This window comes from Plantibacter sp. VKM Ac-2880, from assembly GCF_015351235.1.
In the GTDB taxonomy this organism is placed as follows: Bacteria; Actinomycetota; Actinomycetes; order Actinomycetales; family Microbacteriaceae; genus Plantibacter.
The window spans coordinates 19,340-36,218 of the sequence record NZ_JADKSJ010000003.1 but is presented as its reverse complement, the minus strand read 5'-3'; the positions used below and the strand labels follow the sequence as shown (position 1 = coordinate 36,218).

Annotated in this window: 20 protein-coding genes; 3 read left to right on the top strand and 17 right to left on the bottom strand. The window is 66.1% G+C overall.

The window, feature by feature from the left end; all coding sequences use genetic code 11:
- Positions 1–132: 132 nt before the first annotated feature.
- The 17 genes from ITJ57_RS18755 to ITJ57_RS18675 all read right to left on the bottom strand — a co-directional run bounded on the left by ITJ57_RS18755 (position 133) and on the right by ITJ57_RS18675 (position 14,992).
- Entirely contained in the window at positions 133–594 is a 462-nt protein-coding gene (locus tag ITJ57_RS18755) for an A24 family peptidase (RefSeq protein WP_194671574.1), read from the bottom strand.
- Positions 595–710: 116 nt separating this feature from the next.
- Positions 711–3,593, bottom strand: coding sequence for a LysM peptidoglycan-binding domain-containing protein (locus tag ITJ57_RS18750; protein WP_194671573.1), 2,883 nt, complete (start codon positions 3,591–3,593; stop codon positions 711–713).
- A 2-nt stretch (positions 3,594–3,595) separates the two neighbouring features.
- A complete protein-coding gene (locus tag ITJ57_RS18745; RefSeq protein ID WP_228507585.1) occupies positions 3,596–4,294 on the bottom strand; it encodes a hypothetical protein in 699 nt (232 codons plus the stop codon).
- Between the two features lie 287 nt (positions 4,295–4,581).
- Positions 4,582–5,217, bottom strand: coding sequence for a hypothetical protein (locus ITJ57_RS18740; RefSeq protein WP_194671572.1), 636 nt, complete (start codon positions 5,215–5,217; stop codon positions 4,582–4,584).
- A gap of 24 nt (positions 5,218–5,241) precedes the next feature.
- Positions 5,242–5,625, bottom strand: coding sequence for a hypothetical protein (locus tag ITJ57_RS18735; protein ID WP_194671571.1), 384 nt, complete (start codon positions 5,623–5,625; stop codon positions 5,242–5,244).
- Positions 5,625–6,071, bottom strand: coding sequence for a hypothetical protein (locus ITJ57_RS18730; RefSeq protein ID WP_228507584.1), 447 nt, complete (start codon positions 6,069–6,071; stop codon positions 5,625–5,627). Before ITJ57_RS18730 ends, ITJ57_RS18735 begins: the two co-directional genes overlap by 1 nt.
- Entirely contained in the window at positions 6,068–6,484 is a 417-nt protein-coding gene (locus ITJ57_RS18725; RefSeq protein ID WP_194671570.1) for a hypothetical protein, read from the bottom strand. Before ITJ57_RS18725 ends, ITJ57_RS18730 begins: the two co-directional genes overlap by 4 nt.
- An 8-nt stretch (positions 6,485–6,492) precedes the next feature.
- The gene (locus tag ITJ57_RS18720) at positions 6,493–6,714 is read right to left on the bottom strand and encodes a hypothetical protein (RefSeq protein ID WP_194671569.1); all 222 of its coding nucleotides are present in this window, start codon (positions 6,712–6,714) and stop codon (positions 6,493–6,495) included.
- A gap of 14 nt (positions 6,715–6,728) precedes the next feature.
- Complete coding sequence (locus ITJ57_RS18715) at positions 6,729–7,613, bottom strand: hypothetical protein (RefSeq protein ID WP_194671568.1); 885 nt, start codon at positions 7,611–7,613, stop codon at positions 6,729–6,731.
- The gene (locus ITJ57_RS18710; protein ID WP_194671567.1) at positions 7,610–8,482 is read right to left on the bottom strand and encodes a type II secretion system F family protein; all 873 of its coding nucleotides are present in this window, start codon (positions 8,480–8,482) and stop codon (positions 7,610–7,612) included. Before ITJ57_RS18710 ends, ITJ57_RS18715 begins: the two co-directional genes overlap by 4 nt.
- Positions 8,479–10,101, bottom strand: a complete 1,623-nt coding sequence (locus ITJ57_RS18705; RefSeq protein WP_194671566.1) for a CpaF family protein — start codon at positions 10,099–10,101, stop codon at positions 8,479–8,481. Before ITJ57_RS18705 ends, ITJ57_RS18710 begins: the two co-directional genes overlap by 4 nt.
- Entirely contained in the window at positions 10,101–10,892 is a 792-nt protein-coding gene (locus ITJ57_RS18700; protein ID WP_370582507.1) for a hypothetical protein, read from the bottom strand. The genes ITJ57_RS18705 and ITJ57_RS18700 overlap by 1 nt, the downstream gene beginning before the upstream one ends.
- A 46-nt stretch (positions 10,893–10,938) precedes the next feature.
- Positions 10,939–11,658 carry an SAF domain-containing protein gene (locus ITJ57_RS18695; protein ID WP_194671564.1) on the bottom strand — a complete coding sequence of 240 codons (720 nt, stop codon included), beginning with the start codon at positions 11,656–11,658 and terminating at the stop codon, positions 10,939–10,941.
- A gap of 209 nt (positions 11,659–11,867) precedes the next feature.
- Complete coding sequence (locus ITJ57_RS18690) at positions 11,868–12,221, bottom strand: helix-turn-helix transcriptional regulator (protein WP_194671563.1); 354 nt, start codon at positions 12,219–12,221, stop codon at positions 11,868–11,870.
- 247 nt (positions 12,222–12,468) lie between these two features.
- Complete coding sequence (gene tnpB / locus ITJ57_RS18685) at positions 12,469–13,773, bottom strand: IS607 family element RNA-guided endonuclease TnpB (RefSeq protein WP_370582506.1); 1,305 nt, start codon at positions 13,771–13,773, stop codon at positions 12,469–12,471.
- Complete coding sequence (locus tag ITJ57_RS18680) at positions 13,773–14,162, bottom strand: hypothetical protein (protein ID WP_228507582.1); 390 nt, start codon at positions 14,160–14,162, stop codon at positions 13,773–13,775. The genes tnpB and ITJ57_RS18680 overlap by 1 nt, the downstream gene beginning before the upstream one ends.
- A 104-nt stretch (positions 14,163–14,266) precedes the next feature.
- Complete coding sequence (locus ITJ57_RS18675; RefSeq protein ID WP_194671562.1) at positions 14,267–14,992, bottom strand: hypothetical protein; 726 nt, start codon at positions 14,990–14,992, stop codon at positions 14,267–14,269.
- Between the two features lie 263 nt (positions 14,993–15,255).
- On the opposite strand from ITJ57_RS18675, the gene ITJ57_RS18670 reads away from it, so the two are divergent.
- From ITJ57_RS18670 to ITJ57_RS18660, 3 genes are read left to right on the top strand one after another with little or no spacing between them, the layout of a single operon-like run.
- Positions 15,256–15,522: a hypothetical protein gene (locus ITJ57_RS18670; protein ID WP_194671561.1), complete on the top strand. Its 267-nt coding sequence runs from the start codon at positions 15,256–15,258 to the stop codon at positions 15,520–15,522.
- Positions 15,519–16,517 (top strand): conjugal transfer protein, encoded by a 999-nt coding sequence (locus ITJ57_RS18665; protein WP_194671560.1) that lies wholly within the window; start codon positions 15,519–15,521, stop codon positions 16,515–16,517. Before ITJ57_RS18670 ends, ITJ57_RS18665 begins: the two co-directional genes overlap by 4 nt.
- A gap of 20 nt (positions 16,518–16,537) precedes the next feature.
- Positions 16,538–16,879, top strand: coding sequence for a hypothetical protein (locus ITJ57_RS18660; protein ID WP_194671559.1), 342 nt, complete (start codon positions 16,538–16,540; stop codon positions 16,877–16,879).

The following is a 16,879-nucleotide window of genomic DNA, read 5'->3' as shown; positions in this document are numbered from 1 at the left end:
CATATGCGTCCAGACCCACCCCATTGACCGTGTAGCGCCTGTGCAGATCGGATCAACTGCGGCCGACGCTTCTGCACAGGCGGTGCACCGCGTGCCGCTCAACCCGCGACGGCCAACGAAGTCAGCTGGCCCCTAGACCAACCCGAGCGGGATGAATGACGCGACTACCGCGGCCGCGATGAGGATCGTGGGGCCGTGCGGGAGTCGCTGTGTTGTCTCCCGGCCGAGAAGCGCTGCGAGGCCTCGGTGGGCGCTTGCCAGAAGGATCGCCAGTGGTGCGATCGCGATCGCGGCTGATCCCACGAACGTACCGATGAACAGCCCGAGAACGAATATGAACTTGACGTCACCCACGCCGATCCACCCTGCGAACGCCATGGCCGCGTAGAGGATCCCGAGCACGACTGCAGCGATCACCGCCGCGCCGAGTGTCGACGGGTGCCCTCGCTCGAGCGAAAGCGCGACGGCTTGAACAAGGGCGAGGGCCCCGATCGGGGCAACGAGCGCGTTGGGAAGGCGCCGGCTGCGTGCGTCAATCACGGCTGCAGCGATCGCGAGGGCCACGATTGCCGACGTCGAGGTGGCGACGTACACGGGCGCCAGGCCGAGAGGCAGGAGCACCGCGGCGAGGATTGCCGAGACCGCAGCCGCTGCGCCGGAGACGGCCGCAGGCTGCAGCGATCTCCGACGAACGGCGGCGGTGGCGGCAGTCATCGCTGCAGGTCTGCCATAGCTTCGGCGACGAGTTCCTGGGTTTCGGGCTCCATGTCGTAGTCGTCGTCGAAGCTGTCCAGGAAGGAGTTCAGCTTCGTGACGATGGTCTGGAACTCGGCGATGTCCCTGGAAAGCCAAGCGGCGCGCATCTCGTTGCGCCAGCCTGATTCGGCGGCCGGTTCGACCGTCTGCGAGACCTTCGCGGCGAACCGGGTCTGCATGACGTCCTCGTTCTCGAGTGCGCGTCGGCCGAGTTCGTCCGCGGCGTCGAGGATCTCGGCGATCATGGTCTCCTGGTGGATCCCGATCCAGTGCCACCAGCGCTGCGTGTTGACACCGGCGAAGGGCTGGCCGCGCACGAGGCGCAGGGCCGCCACCAGGTCGTCGTTGGACGTCTTCCGCAGGTCGGGGCCGATGAGCTGCTTGAAGTCGCCCCAGTCGCTGCGGACGGCGTCGTGGATGCGGTATCCCTTGCGGGCGTTGTTCTCCGGAATCAGGCTCTCACCGTCAGGAGCCCGGCCGATGCCATTGCGCACGCGCTTGACTCCCTGGCGGAGGCTGTTGGATTGCGACTTGGAGTTCGGGTAGAAGTCCGCGCCGAAGGTGGCGCCGCTCACGGGCGAGTTGAGAGCCAGGTAGGCCATGACCTCAGGACCGCGTTCCGGCATGGCGTCAGGGTCTGCCAAGGGACTGACGTCGACGGGACCGAGGATCCTCACGTACGGCGGGATCCAGTCCGGCGCTGACGAAGCTGCGGCGTTGTCGACGTCGTCATCGGACGCGCCGTCAAACGCCGCCTCCGTCTCGACCTCTGCTTCCCGGCCCTCTGGGACTGGGAACGCCTCTGCAGGCGTCTCCGCGCCGGTGACGGCCTCAGGGACGACATCGTGCGCCTCGACCTCGACCTCGACGAGCGGAGCGGGAGCAGGAGCGGCCGGGGCGGTGGTGGTGGCGAACATGCCGTGGATCAGTTCCAGCTCACGTCCCATCAGAACCTGAGGGATGAACGGGAGCGGCGGACCACCTGCGGTGGTCAGGGTGGCTTGCTCACTCGACTCCACGTGCAGCTCGGAGCTCTTGGCCTGCAGCCAATTGGACACCGTTGCGAGGCCGAGCCGGGGAACGCGTGCGACGAGCTCGGCGAGCTCCTCCTGCACCTCGGCGCCGGGGACCTCCCCGAGGATGATGACGTGCGGCGCCCAGGACTCGTTGGTGTTCGAAGTCACGCGGGCGTCGCGTGCCCCGTCGAGGTCGTCCTCAGCGAAGATCTCCGCGCGCCGATCGAGATCCGCGCGGATGTGCTTCATGAGCGTGTCGACGTCGTCGACGTGGCTGACACGGAACGCGTTGAGGTCGCGAGCGAGACCTGCAGGCATCCCCACGAGGGTCACCTGGATCTCATCCGACCACGGATTCTCCGCGAGCTCGACGGACAGAGCGTTGAGGATCCCGCGAGCGACTTCCTCATCACCGGTGACACTGAGAGCACCGAGCTCCTCGAGGTCGATGAGGAGCACGCCACCTGCAGCGTCAGTGCCGATGGACGCCAGCGCCGGGTACGGGGACACGACCTTGCGGACGGGCGCGATCGCAGTTCCGGGCTTCACAATCCACGCAGTACGGTCCTCGGCCGCGAGAACGAACGGAGCCGGCAGATCGGCCGGCTCGGTGAGGTACAGGGCGATCTCGGAGGCCTCGAGGCGGACGGCGAGGATGTGCGGGAGCGCAGTGCCGGTTTCCTCTGCCCAGATCTGCAGGCCGCGCATGACGTGGTCGATGTCCTCGAGCTCGAGGTTCTCGACCATCCGCAGCTCCATCTCCATCGAGGAGATCTCGCTCTCGGGGTCTGGCATCGCGATGCGCTCGTTCGTCTTGCGACGTCGACGCTGCACGAGGCGGCGCATGCCGAGCGCCCCAAGGAGACCCGCGGCGAGGATCCCGCCGATCCCGCCAGCAGTGCGGAGCGGAATGGACTCGTCGATCTCATCGACGTCTGCTGCGTCATCGCCTACCCCGCTCGAGGTGGCGGAAGAAGACGGCGAGGGTGTCGCAGTCGCGGCCTGCTCGGCACCTCCGGCCACGCCACCCGTGCCCCCCTGGGCGACCGGAGCATCTGCGGGGGCCGCAGCATCCGGAGTCGCTGCTTCCGGCGTCTGGGCCGGGGCCGGGGCCGGCGCAGGCGCCGGCGCGGGTGTCGGTGCCGGTGCTGGGGCGGCGGTTGCCGCGCCCGGGATCGTGACGTTCCACCCGGGCAAGATGTACGACGGGTCAGCGATGTTCGACGCCGCTGCGATGTCCGGGTAGCGGTTCCCGTCCCCGAGTTCTTCCTCGGCGATTCCCCAGAGCGTGTCACCAGACTGCACGACGCGCTCCTCGTCCACCGTCGGCGCTGGCGCCGGAGTAGCGGCTGCCGGCGGCGCTGGCGCCTCGACGTCCTCGACGGCGTCCTCGAGCGCCTGGGCCGCGGTTGTGGTTGATGCCGAGGGGCCGTGCGCTTCGTTCGCGTTGGCGGCTGGGGCTGGGCCCCCGATCGCGAGGCCACCGGCGAACATCAGAGCGACGGCGGTGATGAGCGTGGCAGCGAGCTGCTGCTGTCCACGGAACACGGGCAGACGAGGAGCAGACCACCCCGACACGGCACCGAACAGCTCAATGAGGAAGGGCACTGCGAACAGCAGCCAGGCGAACCAGGCGATGCACGGGAGGAACTTCGTGAGCAGGATCTGAGACCCGTAGTCGGGCGTGAAGCTCATCATGCTCGACCACTGCTCGGGCGTCGGCAGCGGGTTGCCTGCCACCAGGATCAGCGCGGCCGGCACTCCGACGAGGACAGCTGCGATCGCGATGAGCGACGCGATTCCGTTGACGAATCTGCGCATGATTACTTCTTCCTGTCGCCGTCTTGGTTGGGCGTGTTCACGGACTGCAGCTCGCCGACAGTGACTTCGGCCGACGTTGACGTGTTCCGCGCGACGAGCGTCCCGTCCGTACCGCCACCCGTCCAGGCCACAGTCCACTGAGTGGACGCCGTGACGGTGAAGGTGCCATCCGCTTCCTTCGCCGAGGTCTTCTGGAACCGGAACCCACAGGTTGGCGAGTCGACTGCGGCCTGATCCCGCATCGCCTCGATATCGAATGGGGTTCCGAGCCCACACGTTGCACTGCTGCCGTCGTCGCTGGTCCAGGTGACGCTGCTCACCGATGCAGTCGCAGTGACAGTGACACCGCCGAGCGTTGCCGTCTCGGTGTAGGGACCCCAGGTCAGCGGCTGAGGGTTCTCGACCCAGAGCCACACGGGGATCCCGACCCAGGTGCGCCGGTACGGGGCGGTGCCAGGGGCGTCGTCGTCGTGCACCTTGCTGGCCGGCGCCATGCCGATATCGATCGGTCCGAGCTGGAACCGCTGCACCAACCGGAAGGCCGCCTGAGCTGGCGTGTACGTCACCACTCCGGGAGGAGGGTTGTTCGACCAGAACGTGGTGACGAGACCGGTGGCATCTGACGGCGTGCATGTGTACCACGCACCGATACCCGCCTGTCCGCCCGCCGGCGGAGTCGGCTGAGGCTCCTGCAGCGCCACGTAGCAGCTGCCATTCCACGAGCCAGCGGCCGACGTGCACGGCACCTCAGCACCATTGAACGAGCATGTCGTCGGGCCCGGGGTGAACCCACCGCCTTCGCTTCCACCTGCGCCGGGATCTCCACCGCCGGGGCCCGGGGTTCCGGGGTTGGGCACCTCTACTTCGCAGAACGGATTCGGATTCTCCTCGCAGCCGTTCCCCGCAGCCGCGGGGGCTACGCCACCCAGTAGAACGATGGAAACAGCGACAGCGAGGCCCGCCGCTATCCGCGCTCGCCGCGTCCTGTTCAACCACATACTGGGGCGCCCTCCTTGTCAGTCAGCGAAATCAACGCATACACGAGCCACGACTTCGCTTCTGGTGAGTAGTGGACCTGGAACTCCATGGGCGTGTTCGGACGGTTCGGGCGGGTCAGCTCGCCACCATCAGCCCGTGTGCCCACCTGTGTGCTGGTGTCGAAACAGCCGCGGATGTAGGTCACTCCGTTGTCGGTCACGGTGCCGTCTGCCTGGGTGATCGATCCTGCGGTGGTCTGGGCGGTGTCGACCGTCCACTTCGGGAGTCCCTTGATCGAGGCGGTCAGCTGGGCGACACTCGCAGCCTCTCCGTTGAGCTGCTCCAGTGCAGGTCCCGTGGCGTAGGGGGCGATGCGCTCGGGTTGGGCGCCGGAGTCTTCCATGATCTCCGCGCGGGCGGTGAGGAAGTCGATGATCGCGTCCTTCGAGACGGCGATGGCTTCCGACGCGGTCTTGGGCGGTTCCATCTGTCCGGGCTCGTTCTCTGATGCCGTCTTCGTCGGGGCCGCGGATGCTGATGCCGAGGGTGAAGGGGCCGGCTTGTCGCCGCCGTTGGTGGTGCAGCCGGTGAGGAGCAGAGTTGTCGCGAGGGCGGCCACCGCGAGAGTGGTGAGTCGTCGTGTCATGGATCTGTTCTTTCTCTTGGACGGCTAGTTGGTTGTGGCGTCGATGAGTCGGGCGGATGCCGTTCCCTCGACTGGGAGCTGGAGGATGCCGATGATCGACGCGAGCTTCGTGCGGTAGGTGCTTGTGGCGGTGACGATGACGCGCTGGTCCCGGACCGTGACGATACCGTCAACGCCTGCTGCGGCGAGGTACTGTTCGGCGGCGGCTCGCGCGGCGCCAGGGCTCAGCCGGAACGCGTCACCGTTGATGGCGTTGCCGCCGGCGGCGTTCGTGCCGGCACGTGCGGCGCCCTGGGCGATCGTCGTCACCTGTTGGTTGGCTTGGATGCGTCCTCCGCCGTCGACGACGAGGGCGGAGAACATGATCATCGCGATCATGAGGACCACGGCCGCTGGAAGGTATTTCATCAGCGCTCCCGGTAGGGGTCGATGGGACTGACGGCCGTCTTGGTGAAGGTCGTCGTCGCGGGGATGAAGGGCACTCCGAACTCTGCGTAGCGGACCACGCAGGTGACGGTGACGCTCACGGTGCCAGTCACTCCGAGAGCGGTGCGGAAGCCGCTGTCATCGATGTCGATGCCGAGGCTCGCACACCGGACGTTGCCGCTGAGCGAGGTCTGGGCGGCCGTTGTGGCGTGGGCGGCGGCATCTGTGGCTGTGCGCGAGATGGAAGCGTCTCGTGCAGCGGCCGAAGCCGCACCTTGGATGACATTGCTGGCGTTGGAGTACCTGCCGACGAAGAAGAGCACGGCGAGGAGCGGGATGAACACCCCGACGAAGAGCACCGCGATGGTGGGGATGTCTTCGATCTCCCCTCGCTCATTCCTGATGAGGGATCGGATGCGGCGGATCATCTGGGCACCCACCGTTCGATGGGGCCGGTGACAGAGCGGCTGATCGTGGGGAGGTTCAGGCCCGGGATGAGCGAGAGTGGTCGACCCGTAACCGTGACGGTGACTGATTCCGCAGTGCGGGTGACTCGCACGGTTGGGGCGTTGAGGAGTTCGCCGTTGGCGGCGACGATTTCCGTCCCTGCCTGGACGCCGGCGGCGTCGTTCGACTGGTAGGCGCGTGACTGGTTGTAGGCGTTGACGGCGGCGGATTGCGCGACGTCGTTGCCGAGGAACCAGAGGGCGAGCTGGATGAAGGCGATGACCAGCACGAACAACAGCGGGTAGGTGATGGCGGTCGCTGCCAATCCGTCTTCGCGTTTGAGGGCAGCGCGAAGCTGCGCCCAGCGCGCCCTCAGTGCTGTTCGGATGGTCATGGGTGCGACTACTTGATTTCGCCGAGCTTGCCGTTGAGGTACGTCATGCCCCAGGCGACGAGAAGGCCGGCGAGCACGACGCCGCCCACCATGAGGATCATCTTCCAGGGCAGCTCGTCGAAGCCTCCCTCGGGGTCTTCCCGGAGCTGGGCGGCACGGGTCTTGATGTCCTCGGCGAGCTGGAGTGCAGCACCGTGGGCGGAGCGGGTGGAACGGGCGAGCTTCTGCATGGGTTTCTCCTTGGTTAGAACGTGACGAGTTGAGCGAGAGCGGGGATGGTGACGAGGGCGAAGATGGGCAGCAGCAGCAGGAACACGGGCACCTGCATGCGGCCGGTGACTTTCGTCGCCGCCTGAGCGTCGTCGGTGGCGACCTGGCGGCGGAGCTTGTCGCAGGCTGCGCGCAGCTGGTCGCGGATCCCTACCTTCGCTTCGCTGAGTCGCATCATCCGGGCCATGTCGCCGAGGGCGGGGACCTCGACGGCTTCGCTCAGTCGCGCGAGGGCATCCCACTTTGAAGTCCGAGTGATTTCGGCGTAGGCGTATTCGCGGCGAATGCGTTGGAAGACCCAGGTGTCGGACACGTCCGCTGCGGCGGCCAGCGCGTTGTCGGCGGTCGATTGGCCGAGGAGGGACACGGCGACGAGCTCGAGGTAGACGGTCACGAAACGGGTGAACTCGCGTTGACGCTGTCGAGCTTGCGCACGGTACGTGGCGTCGGGGGTGAACCAGAATGCGATCGCGAAGACGGGGCTGAGTAGGAGCGGGAGAGCGACGGGGTACCCCAGGATCCCGAACCCGACGCTCATCAGCAGCGGTGCCAGCGCGCCGATGATCGCGTAGATGAGCTTCTTCGCGTAGAAGGTGCTGATGGGCACCTCGAGGAGATCCAGCTGCTTCACGGGCGGCAGCAGAATCGGGATGTTCGGGATGTGCCGGTGGATCCATCCGCCGATGCGCTCGTCGCGCGTCGTTGCCACGGCGATCTCGTCCTCGAACATGGAGCCCTGACCCAAACGGCCCAGGGCGTCGGTTGCTTGGATCGACTTGGGAGCGAAGGTGAGCACGAGCACAGCGACTCCTAGGCCGACGAGGAGGCCTGGGAAGAGGGCGATGAGCGGGGTGCTCATGCGCTGACTCGCTCTGAAACCAGCCGAGGCTCGGGCGTGACCCGGGTGCTTCCCTTGGCCCACAGCAGGAGCGCTGCACAGCTCGCGGCGATGATCAGGAGGATCATCTGCCCGAACGGGGTCGAGTAGATCTCGAGCTGTGGGGTTCTCGCGAGGAGGACGGTTCCCGCGAGGACCACGACGGTGATGATGGTCATCTGTACCAGCACTCGCCGTGGCTTCTCTCGCTCGAGGTAGATGTTCATGCGGAGCTTGACCTGGTTGGCGAGGTTGTCGGCGATGCCCTCGAGCGCGTCGGCGAGACCTCCCGGGCTGTACTGAGCCGCTTGGATCAGATAGATGACGACCTCGTCGACCCAGACGTCGTCCATTTCGTCGGCGAATGCGCGGAGCGCGTCGGCGTTGGTCCAGGAGCTCGACATGCGTCGGTACATCCGGTCGACTCCGACTCGTAGCTCCGCTGGTGTCGATTCGCGGGTGACGCCGAACACTTCTCGGAGGGTCAGGCTCGACGTCGCCGTGGCGCTGGAGAGCGCTCGGGACCATGCTTCGAGCGCGCTGAGGAGGTCTCGTTCGCGGGTGTCTTGCTTTCCCAGGAGTGTGGGCAGGCCGATGATGGCGGCTGGGACGATGAACGCGGTCACGATGATGCCGGAGACGGCGGCGGAGATGATGCCGGCCGCGACGCCGATGATGACGAGCATGCGGGTTCGCCGGCTCATTTGCACGAACGCTTTCCGGATCCGTGAGCTGAGGGAACGGGTGCGCGTGAACTCGGGGTCGCGGTAGTTCGGTGATAGTGCGACGGCGAGGAGGACGAGTCCGGCGGCGGTCACGGCTCCGATGACGCCGAATAGCAGGGCGTTCACAGCGCGACTCCGGGGAAGAAGTCAGAGTCCAGGCCTGCGCGAACGAGCGCCTGGAGCAGCTCGGCCGTCGGTTTCTCGTCCCATTCCCACTGCTCGGTGTCGCGGTTGAAGCGGACCAGGTCGACCGCCATGGGCAGCTGGTCGTCGGTCGACTGGATCTCGGCGATCTGCGTCACGACGCGGCGTCGGGGGCGGGTGGTTGTCGCGGGGAGCACTTCGATCTGGAAGACGATGTCGATGCTGCGCATGATCTGTCGCAGCGGCACGTTGTCGTTGACGAGCTTCTCCTCGCTCATCAACATGTCCGCGAAGCGGTGGATTGCGTCATCCGCGCTGCGGGCGTGAATGGTCGAGAGGGACCCCTTGCCTGCCTGCATCGCCTTGATCGCGATGGGGCCTTCTGGGCCGCGAAGCTCGCCGAACAGCATCATCTGGGCGCTCATTCGCAGCCCCTGCTCGAATGCTTGTTTGAGCGTGTAGGCGGCCTGGCCGGAGTCTGCCGTGCTCGGCAGGTACTGCAGATCCACGACCTGGTGATGCTGGTCGGAGAGCTTGTTCAGGTAGAGCTCGTGCTCGGTCTCGATCGTCACGATCTTCTCTTCGGGATCGACCGCTGACATCAGCGCTCGGAGGAAAGTCGTCTTGCCCGCTGCGGCCCATCCGGAGATCAGGCCGGAGCGGTTGGCGCGGACGAGCGCGGTCATGAGCTGCGCCATGTGCGAGTCGATGGTCTTCATCTGGACGAGCTTGTCGAGGGTGATATCGATGTGGTTGTGCTTGCGAATGGTGAGGTGGGGCACGCTCGTGATCGAGGGTGCGACAGCTGACATTCGGGCTCCGCCGAGGTCGCAGTCGACGGTGCCGTTGGGGCGTGAGAACACTCGACCTCGGTCGCTGGCGATCTTCGCGATCAGGTTCTGCAGGTCCTCGTCGTTGAACGCGATTGCGGGGCGGGATTCCTTCCGACCGTCCGCTTTCGTGACGAGCACGTTGTCGAAGCCCTGGATGCTGATGTCCTCGACGTCTTCTTCGCGGAGGAGCTGCTGGAGGCGTCCGTATCGGAAGGCTTGGTCGAACGCTGCCTGTACGTGGCGTAGTTTCCGCTCGTCTGACCATCCGGCCGCGTCGCCTTCGTTGATGATGATGCGGCCGACGTGACGGTCGATGAGGTCGGAGATCTCGTCCCAGGCTGCCTGCTCGATCGTGGTCTCAGGGCCGTCAGCGATGGCGACGTCGAAGGTCTGCTTCGAGCGGGCTTCTTGGGCGTTCGTGGTCAGCGCCTGGACAGTCGTGTCGATGACCTTCCAGTTGATGCCGTCGACGTCCTCAGTCGAGGGCTCGTCCTCCCGCGCCCGGCGTCCGCGTGTCGTCGGGGTTTGGCTGAACGCTTTGGGGAGGGATGCAGGGTCGGCGGTGAGCGACGTGAGGTGCTGGTCGACGTCGGTTTCCTCGCTGGCCACTTCTTCCGGTTCCACGAGGTGCAGTTGGGCGCCGGTGGCTGCGGCAAACAGGCGCGCGTGGCTCTCGGGGGCGGAGTTGGCGGTGTGTCCGAGGTCCGCGAGGAAGGGGCGGGATGAGAGGTCGACCTCGTCTGCGGCGTTCTGGTCTTTGGTTGACATCAGCCGACCATCCTTTCTGCGCTCTGTGCTGAACGGTTGACCAGGGCGGGGAGGGAACGTCGGATGGCCTGTCGGTACTCGTTGCGCTCGGGTTTCGGGTCCTGTCGGCCGAGCGAGAAGACGGCTGCGCCATCCGGGTCGAAGGGCAGTTCCGCGAGGACCGGGAGGATGTGCTTGTCGAAGTCTCGTTTGGCGAGCGGTTCGTGGCGGGACTTGACCAGGATGAGGCTCATCCGCTCGGCGCGCCCGACGCCTTCGGTTCGCACGGACATGTCGGGGAGTTGGAAGCGCTTGTGGAGGCGGTTGAGGTCGACCATGGTGCTGTTGGCCATCACCACGAGTTGGTCGGCGGCGTCGATGATCGCGGAACGGACGTCGTCGCGGCCGACGCGGCCGAGGTCCACGAGCACGTCGATTCCGCTTTCGCTGAGCGTGGAGAGCAGTCCGGGGAGTCTGCGCCAGAGGGCCTGTGTCCCGTCGACGGACTGGAGTCCGAGGAATCCGGGTACAACCCACATTCGGTGACCATCGGGAAGTGCGGGGATCGGGACGTCGGTGACTGTGGGGAGTTCGTGGACGGCGATCGCGAGCTTGAACTCGGGGTCGATGAGGTTGGTCGCGTTCAGCAATCCGCGGGTTTGCGCGTAGGCGAGCTTGTGCATACCGGCGTCGCTGGTGAGATTCGCGCGGAAGAAGCCAGGCATGGCGGAAGAGACGTTGGCGATGTCGGCCTCGAGGACGAGCACGGGGCGGGGCCAGTGGACGGCAGCGGCGAGGACAGCGGTGCTCACACCGGGTGAGCCTGCAAAGGAGGCGAATGCGATGACTGACACGGGGCTACTCCGTGACCGCGGTGGAGACGTACAAGGCAACGGATCCGGTTGCTGCGCGTGACGCGAGGTCGGCGGCGAGGGCTTCGTCGACGTAGACGTCGACGATGGTCATGTTGGCGATGTCGTCGAATCGGGTGTTCGAGACTGTTGCGGTGATACCCGAGTCACCGGTGCTGCCGACCGGAGCGTTCGTGCCGGCGACGGGGACGATTCGGACGTTGTCACCGGCGATGAGCGGTGTCGCTGGCATCTGGCTCGGGGTGAGTGCGATACCGACAAGAGCTTGGCCCTCTGGAACGGGGAGCTGGTCGGTGACCGAGCCGCCGGTGAGCAGGCTCCCCTTTGGCAGGTCGACGGCGGCGACCCGTCCGATGACATCCTTGGCCTGATCGACGGTGTAACCGGCGGTGCTCTGGCCGGCCGCGATGTCGATCGTGGTGAGGTCGTCCTGTTCGATGGTGTCGCCACGGACGACGTCGGTGCTCATCACGAACACCTGCGAGACGTCGGCACTGGACGAATAGAGGTACACGCCTCCGAGCCCACCGGCAAGGATGAGAGCGACCGCGCCGAAGATAGCGGCGGGCTTGGTGGTCCGCTTCACCGCGGCGACGCCGACCTCAGCCTTCGCGACCTTGGTCTTCGACTCCTTTGGAGCCGATTTCGTCGGGCGGTCACCTGACGTGCGGCGGCTCTTCGCCCGTGCCGATTCTGCCGTGGTCAAGCTGACCCCTTTCGTGAGCGGATGCTCTTACTTGGAAGGGGTACGCGGTGACGGTCGTTTGGGACAAATCTCTTTCGAGAAAGTTCTACACGACGGTCACCCCCCCCCTGGGTGCGTGCACTTTCAAGCTAGTTGCTTTACGGAATTACCGCAAACCAATCTACTTCGCAGGCTCGCCCAAGAGACGCGGAGACAAGCCGACCATGATGCTAATCGACGGAAGTGGCAGGCGGATTCTCCAGGAGATCGAGGATCTTGCGGAGGCCTGCACTGAGTGCCTCCGGCTGCCAGGTCCACTGTGACTCAGAGCCGCGCCCAGTTCGGTCCTGGAGTCGGAAGTCGTGGTGAAGGACGCCGGCGTTGGTCAGCGCCTGCAGGTGGTCGCCGACGGTGCTGCGGCTTCCGCCGACCGCTTGCATGACCATGCGGGCGGTGAATGCTCCGGCAGCTTGCGACGCGTATCGGAGGATGCTCACGCGGAGTGGTGACGCGCCGAGGACGTCCTGGAGCCAGGCGATGTCGGCGTTAGCAAGGTCGTCTCGGGGATCTGGGGTAGGGGGCATCCCGACAATCATGGCGCAGGGGCTGCGGTTACGCGCACCCTGGGCGTGCTTCGTCGTGCACACCTGCGGCACGCAGCTTCATCCTGTTCGTCGAGTTGCTACCTCACGTGGCTCAGTCCGGCATTGAAAGCGAAGCGGGCTCTGCTGGCGTGTGGCGCCATCGATCGCTCCTGCCCAGGTGAAGGTTCTCGCACAATACGCACCGCTTCAAGCATCTCTGTCCCGTCCCTAAACTGTGTGTTTCTGCTTAGGTGGTAGCCGTTGCTGGCTGCCGGTCCACGTCTGACCCGGTGAGGGTGCGTGGTTGCGGTTTCGTCGCCTGCTGCCCAGCCTGCTGGGTCTTCTGCCTGGCTCTGCCGCCGTTTACGGTCTCCGGGCCACTCCCGGCGACGCTGGGTGTTACGAGGTGCGCGAGGTTCCGGCTCGCGTTCAGGTCGCGATCCAGGATCAGGTCGCAGTGCTCACACCGGAAGGTGCGTTCGCTGAGGGACAGCTTGGTTTTCACTGTCCCGCAGTTCGAGCAAGTCTTTGAGGACGGCATCCACCGGTCAGCGACGACCAGGGTGGAGCCGAACTTGGTGGCCTTATAGGCCAGCTGGCGTCGGAACTCTCCAAAACTCGCATCCGCGATTGCACGGGCGAAGGAGCGATTCTTCATCATGCCGGCGACGTTGAGGTCCTCGATCACGATCGTGCCGTGGGTGCAGGCAAGGTTCGTGGTGAATTTGTGGAGGGCGTCTTCCCGGAGGTACCCCACCCGTGCGTGCAGTTTCGCGAGCCGGTCGGCGGCATGGCGCCGTCCCGAGGAGCCTGGCTGGGTCCGCGCGTAGGCGCGAGATGCGGTTGTGAGCCTGCGTTGCGCATCGGCCAGATGCTTCGGGTTCTCAATCACCCGGCCGTCCGAGATGACAGCGAGAGTTTTCAGCCCCAGGTCCACCCCGATAGGCGCACCCGACGGCGGAATGGGGACTCTCGTTGCACGCTCGACGGTGAAGACGACGAACCAGCGACCGCCCGTTCGAGAGACTGTCGCACGCACGATCCGGTCCTCACCGATCCGGCCCTGGACCTGCTCGTGCGTATGGACCCGGCCGATCCGCGGGAGCTGCACACCAGTCCGGTCAGCAATCCCGAAGCTCCCGGTCGTGTATGCCCACGCCGCACGAGCGCGAGCACGGGACTTGAATTGCGGGAATCCGGCATGCTTGCCGCGCCGTCTCCCACGCCGTGAGTCCGACCACGACTTCAACGCCCGCGCCAGAGCGTCAAGACCCGACGAATACGCCTCTTTCGAGTTCTCCGCCCACCACGGCGCGAGGACCGCTTTCTCGGCGTTCCACCACCGGCGTAGCGTGTACAGACTCCAATCCACGCCCGGGAGCTCAGCCTCGGGTACCCCGGCGGCCTTCGCTGCAGCACGCGCCTCTAACTGCTCTTTCACATGAGCAAGACCAGCATTGAAGGCAAACCGGGCAGCACCTGCATGAGAGAGCAACAAGCCCTCCTGCCGGGGACTGGGGTCCAATGCGACCCTGACACCCTCAAGCGCCACTAGCCGACCGCAGCGAATGATCGGGCCGCAGCCAGGACGCGGGGTCCGACTTTCTCGAGTTCGCCGGTGCGGATGAGACGAGCGGGCGATTCATCGTCGAGTTGCGGGTTCATGCCCTGGAACCACGACTGAGCCACGCGCGGGTGGTCTCGTTCGGTCAAGACACCCGCTACCTGGAGGGCCAGCCGCAGGCGTTGCTCGGTGGCGGTAGATGGCGTGCGCGCTCCTTCTGCCCACAAACGCACGGCACGGGTTTCCTGCACGTTGCCGAGGTAGGCGACGAGCTGGGCGCCCAGCAGGCCACGGAGCTGGTCAACGATTTGTGGGACTCCGTCGCGAATGGATCGTTGGAACACATCGAGTCCGGGAGTCGGTGTGATCATCTCCATACTGACAGCATACGGTTAATACACCGCAAATCACACCCATAATCACAACCCGTCGAGCGGGCTAAGCCTTCGCCTTCAGAGGGCGGGCGGGTGCTGTTGCTGTTCTAGACGCACTCGAGGAGATTGGTGCGCACGCCCTGGGCGAGCTTGGTGCGGATGCGGAGTGCGCGCTTGCGGAGCGCGTCGTAGGCGATTCCGAGGTCTGCTGCGATCTCGCGCTTGCTCTCGGTGCCGAGCTCGACGCGAGCGAGCAGGGCGATCTCTTCGCGGTTGAGGATGCCGGTGTCGCGCGCCCACTGGAATAGGTTCGCGAGTTCCATCTCCGGTGTGGGTTCTGGGTCCCAGGTGCCGAGGATCTCGGCGAGGTCTTCGTTCGACACGGTGATCGTGTGTGCGGCTGTCTCGGCGGCTGGGCGGCGGGGAGCGAGCAGGCGCAGGGTCTCCATGGTGAGGTTGCCGCGGACGTGGGCGGTGCGGTGCAGGCGGTAGGAGCGGATGCTCTCCCATGCTGCGCCGATCGCGACGTTGACGCGGTCCGTCCGTGAGTAGGTGTCCATCGCGGTGACCCGGTGCACCATCTCGCGGGCCGGTGCGATGAGCTCCTGGAGGAGCACCCGCTCTGCGGCTTGGTTGCCGTCGTGCGCGAGCGTGATGAGCGTGTAGAGCAGTCGGTCCTGCTCCTCGCCCCGGGCGGTGGCGATGGCCTGCAGGAGCTCCGCACCGGTGAACGTTCCGAGGCTGTCGTAGTGACGCTCGCGGTTCGCGTGCTGCGTCGCCCAGTCGTCGTTGAGGGTGATGGCCAGCGACGGGGAGGTGGCTTCGATGGACATGAGGCTCCTGGTGCGTAGAGGTGGGCGGTACCTCTGATCACCGTCCTCAGGCGGCGTGTACTCGACCGTGTACTGAGCCGCCCTGCTCTGCGGTGAGCGTCGTTTGCGGCCGTGTACTGCCCTCGCCGATCCCTTGTGCCGACTGGGATCCGCGACCGTCGAAAAAAGTTGGGGATCCGCTGTCCCAATTCGTCCTCCCGGTGTGCCCCTTGTAGGTAAGACCCGTTTTCTTCGCCCCCCAATCCGCTTCAAGGGAGAGCCACATGACGCACCCGAACCCCGAACCCGAGTCCACGCAGCCGGCAATCGATGACGATTTCCTGGCGTTCGCGAGCGGCTCGGGACGCGTGCTCCAGGCACGTGAACGCACCGAGCTCCACGCCGTGGAGCTGTACCAGCACCCGTTCGACGAGGACGCTCGCAGCCGGTTCCTCAGCTGGCTGGAGTCCGAGCAGTACGCCTCGGCAGCGGCCACGTTTCCGCGACTTGTCGAGTCCAGCTGGGGCACCACAAAGGAAGGCACCCGATGAAGAAGAGCAAGCAGAAGGACAGCGTTGAGGAGGAGGCTCCTCAGGGCGTCGCGCTGACCTCCCGATGGACGCAGGGGGCCGTGCTCCGGCAACGTCTCGTCGCAGGCCTGATCGTCGTCGGGGCAGCCTCAGGCGCAGTCGCGTTCGCCGGGAATCTGCTCCCGGACCCAAGGCCGCAGGCCGCAGCGGCGAGCAACGACGGTGCTTTCACGACGACGCAGCAGGATGCTGGTGCTTTCGCCGTCGGGTACGTCGGAGCATGGCTCGGTGCGTCGCAGAAGGCGCACACCGAACTCGACCGGTACGTGCAGCTCTCGTCGACGTCGTTGTCCGACGCCCCGTGGTCCTACCGTGACATCGCGGTGGCCTCCGTCACCCCTGGCGCCACCGACGGCGTCATCACCGTGGTCGTGTCGGCGAACGTGCAGGAGCCGTCTGCGGATCCGGAGAACGTCGACGCGAGCAACTGGCCCCGCCGGTACTTCCAGGTCGCCGTCATCGCGAACGCGACCACCTTCACTCCGCTCGGACTGCCGGCACCGATCGCGGCTCCCGCGATCAAGACGACACAGCCGGTGTACGCGTACCCCGTCACCCTCGGTGTCTCAGACGCGGCCGGCGCCGCGGTCGAGGCGTTCCTCGGTGCCTACCTGGCCGGGTCCGGAGATCTCGACCGGTACATCTCCCCCGAGGCGACGATCGCCGCGGTCACGCCGGCACCGTACGTGTCCATCACGACGGCGAACATCGCCGCCGACAAGGAAGCACCCGTCACCCCAGCCGACGGCACCGAGCTGCGCACGTTGACCACCGTCACCGTCACCAACGCGCTCGAGCAGTCCCTGCAGGCCACCTACGCGATCGAACTGAAAGCCCGGGGCGGCCGGTGGGAAGTCACTGCCATCGCCACTTCCCCCGCCCTCAGCTCCGACTCGGCGAAGAAGACGGCACCGACCCCGGAGCCGACGTCCACCCCAACCCCGACCGCACCGTAACGCTCGAAAGGAACAACACCATGTCCATCATCGAAGTCCTCACCGCACCTGACCTGGCAACGAACGTCCAGGCCGCCGCCGCGGTCATCCCCCGCGCCGGCATCATCGACACCGCCAACGACCAGACCAACCAGCTCGGCGACCTCGTCAAGAACCTCGGCGGCCTGGCCGTGACCGTGCTCCTGCTCGCCGCGGCCATCAAGAGCAAGCTGGGCGTCGGCGCCATCATCGGCGCACTGTTCATCGGCGGGATCGTGCTCTTCGCTCTCAACGGCGGCATGGGGTGGCTCGCCGACCAGGTGAATGGCCAGCTCCAGGCAGGGATCTCCGTCGACGCTCCCGCGAACACCTGGACAGCCTGA

What these genes read in the sequence shown, in the direction of transcription:
- ITJ57_RS18715 (WP_194671568.1), bottom strand. Translation starts at nt 7,613, where the DNA reads ATGAGCACCCCGCTCATCGCCCTCTTCCCAGGCCTCCTCGTCGGCCTA.
- ITJ57_RS18690 (WP_194671563.1), bottom strand. Translation starts at nt 12,221, where the DNA reads ATGCCCCCTACCCCAGATCCCCGAGACGACCTTGCTAACGCCGACATC.
- ITJ57_RS18725 (WP_194671570.1), bottom strand. Translation starts at nt 6,484, where the DNA reads ATGACCATCCGAACAGCACTGAGGGCGCGCTGGGCGCAGCTTCGCGCT.
- ITJ57_RS18750 (WP_194671573.1), bottom strand. Translation starts at nt 3,593, where the DNA reads ATGCGCAGATTCGTCAACGGAATCGCGTCGCTCATCGCGATCGCAGCT.
- ITJ57_RS18680 (WP_228507582.1), bottom strand. Translation starts at nt 14,162, where the DNA reads ATGGAGATGATCACACCGACTCCCGGACTCGATGTGTTCCAACGATCC.
- ITJ57_RS18705 (WP_194671566.1), bottom strand. Translation starts at nt 10,101, where the DNA reads ATGTCAACCAAAGACCAGAACGCCGCAGACGAGGTCGACCTCTCATCC.
- ITJ57_RS18720 (WP_194671569.1), bottom strand. Translation starts at nt 6,714, where the DNA reads ATGCAGAAGCTCGCCCGTTCCACCCGCTCCGCCCACGGTGCTGCACTC.
- ITJ57_RS18740 (WP_194671572.1), bottom strand. Translation starts at nt 5,217, where the DNA reads ATGACACGACGACTCACCACTCTCGCGGTGGCCGCCCTCGCGACAACT.
- ITJ57_RS18660 (WP_194671559.1), top strand. Translation starts at nt 16,538, where the DNA reads ATGTCCATCATCGAAGTCCTCACCGCACCTGACCTGGCAACGAACGTC.
- ITJ57_RS18730 (WP_228507584.1), bottom strand. Translation starts at nt 6,071, where the DNA reads ATGATCCGCCGCATCCGATCCCTCATCAGGAATGAGCGAGGGGAGATC.
- ITJ57_RS18675 (WP_194671562.1), bottom strand. Translation starts at nt 14,992, where the DNA reads ATGTCCATCGAAGCCACCTCCCCGTCGCTGGCCATCACCCTCAACGAC.
- ITJ57_RS18665 (WP_194671560.1), top strand. Translation starts at nt 15,519, where the DNA reads ATGAAGAAGAGCAAGCAGAAGGACAGCGTTGAGGAGGAGGCTCCTCAG.
- ITJ57_RS18735 (WP_194671571.1), bottom strand. Translation starts at nt 5,625, where the DNA reads ATGAAATACCTTCCAGCGGCCGTGGTCCTCATGATCGCGATGATCATG.
- ITJ57_RS18670 (WP_194671561.1), top strand. Translation starts at nt 15,256, where the DNA reads ATGACGCACCCGAACCCCGAACCCGAGTCCACGCAGCCGGCAATCGAT.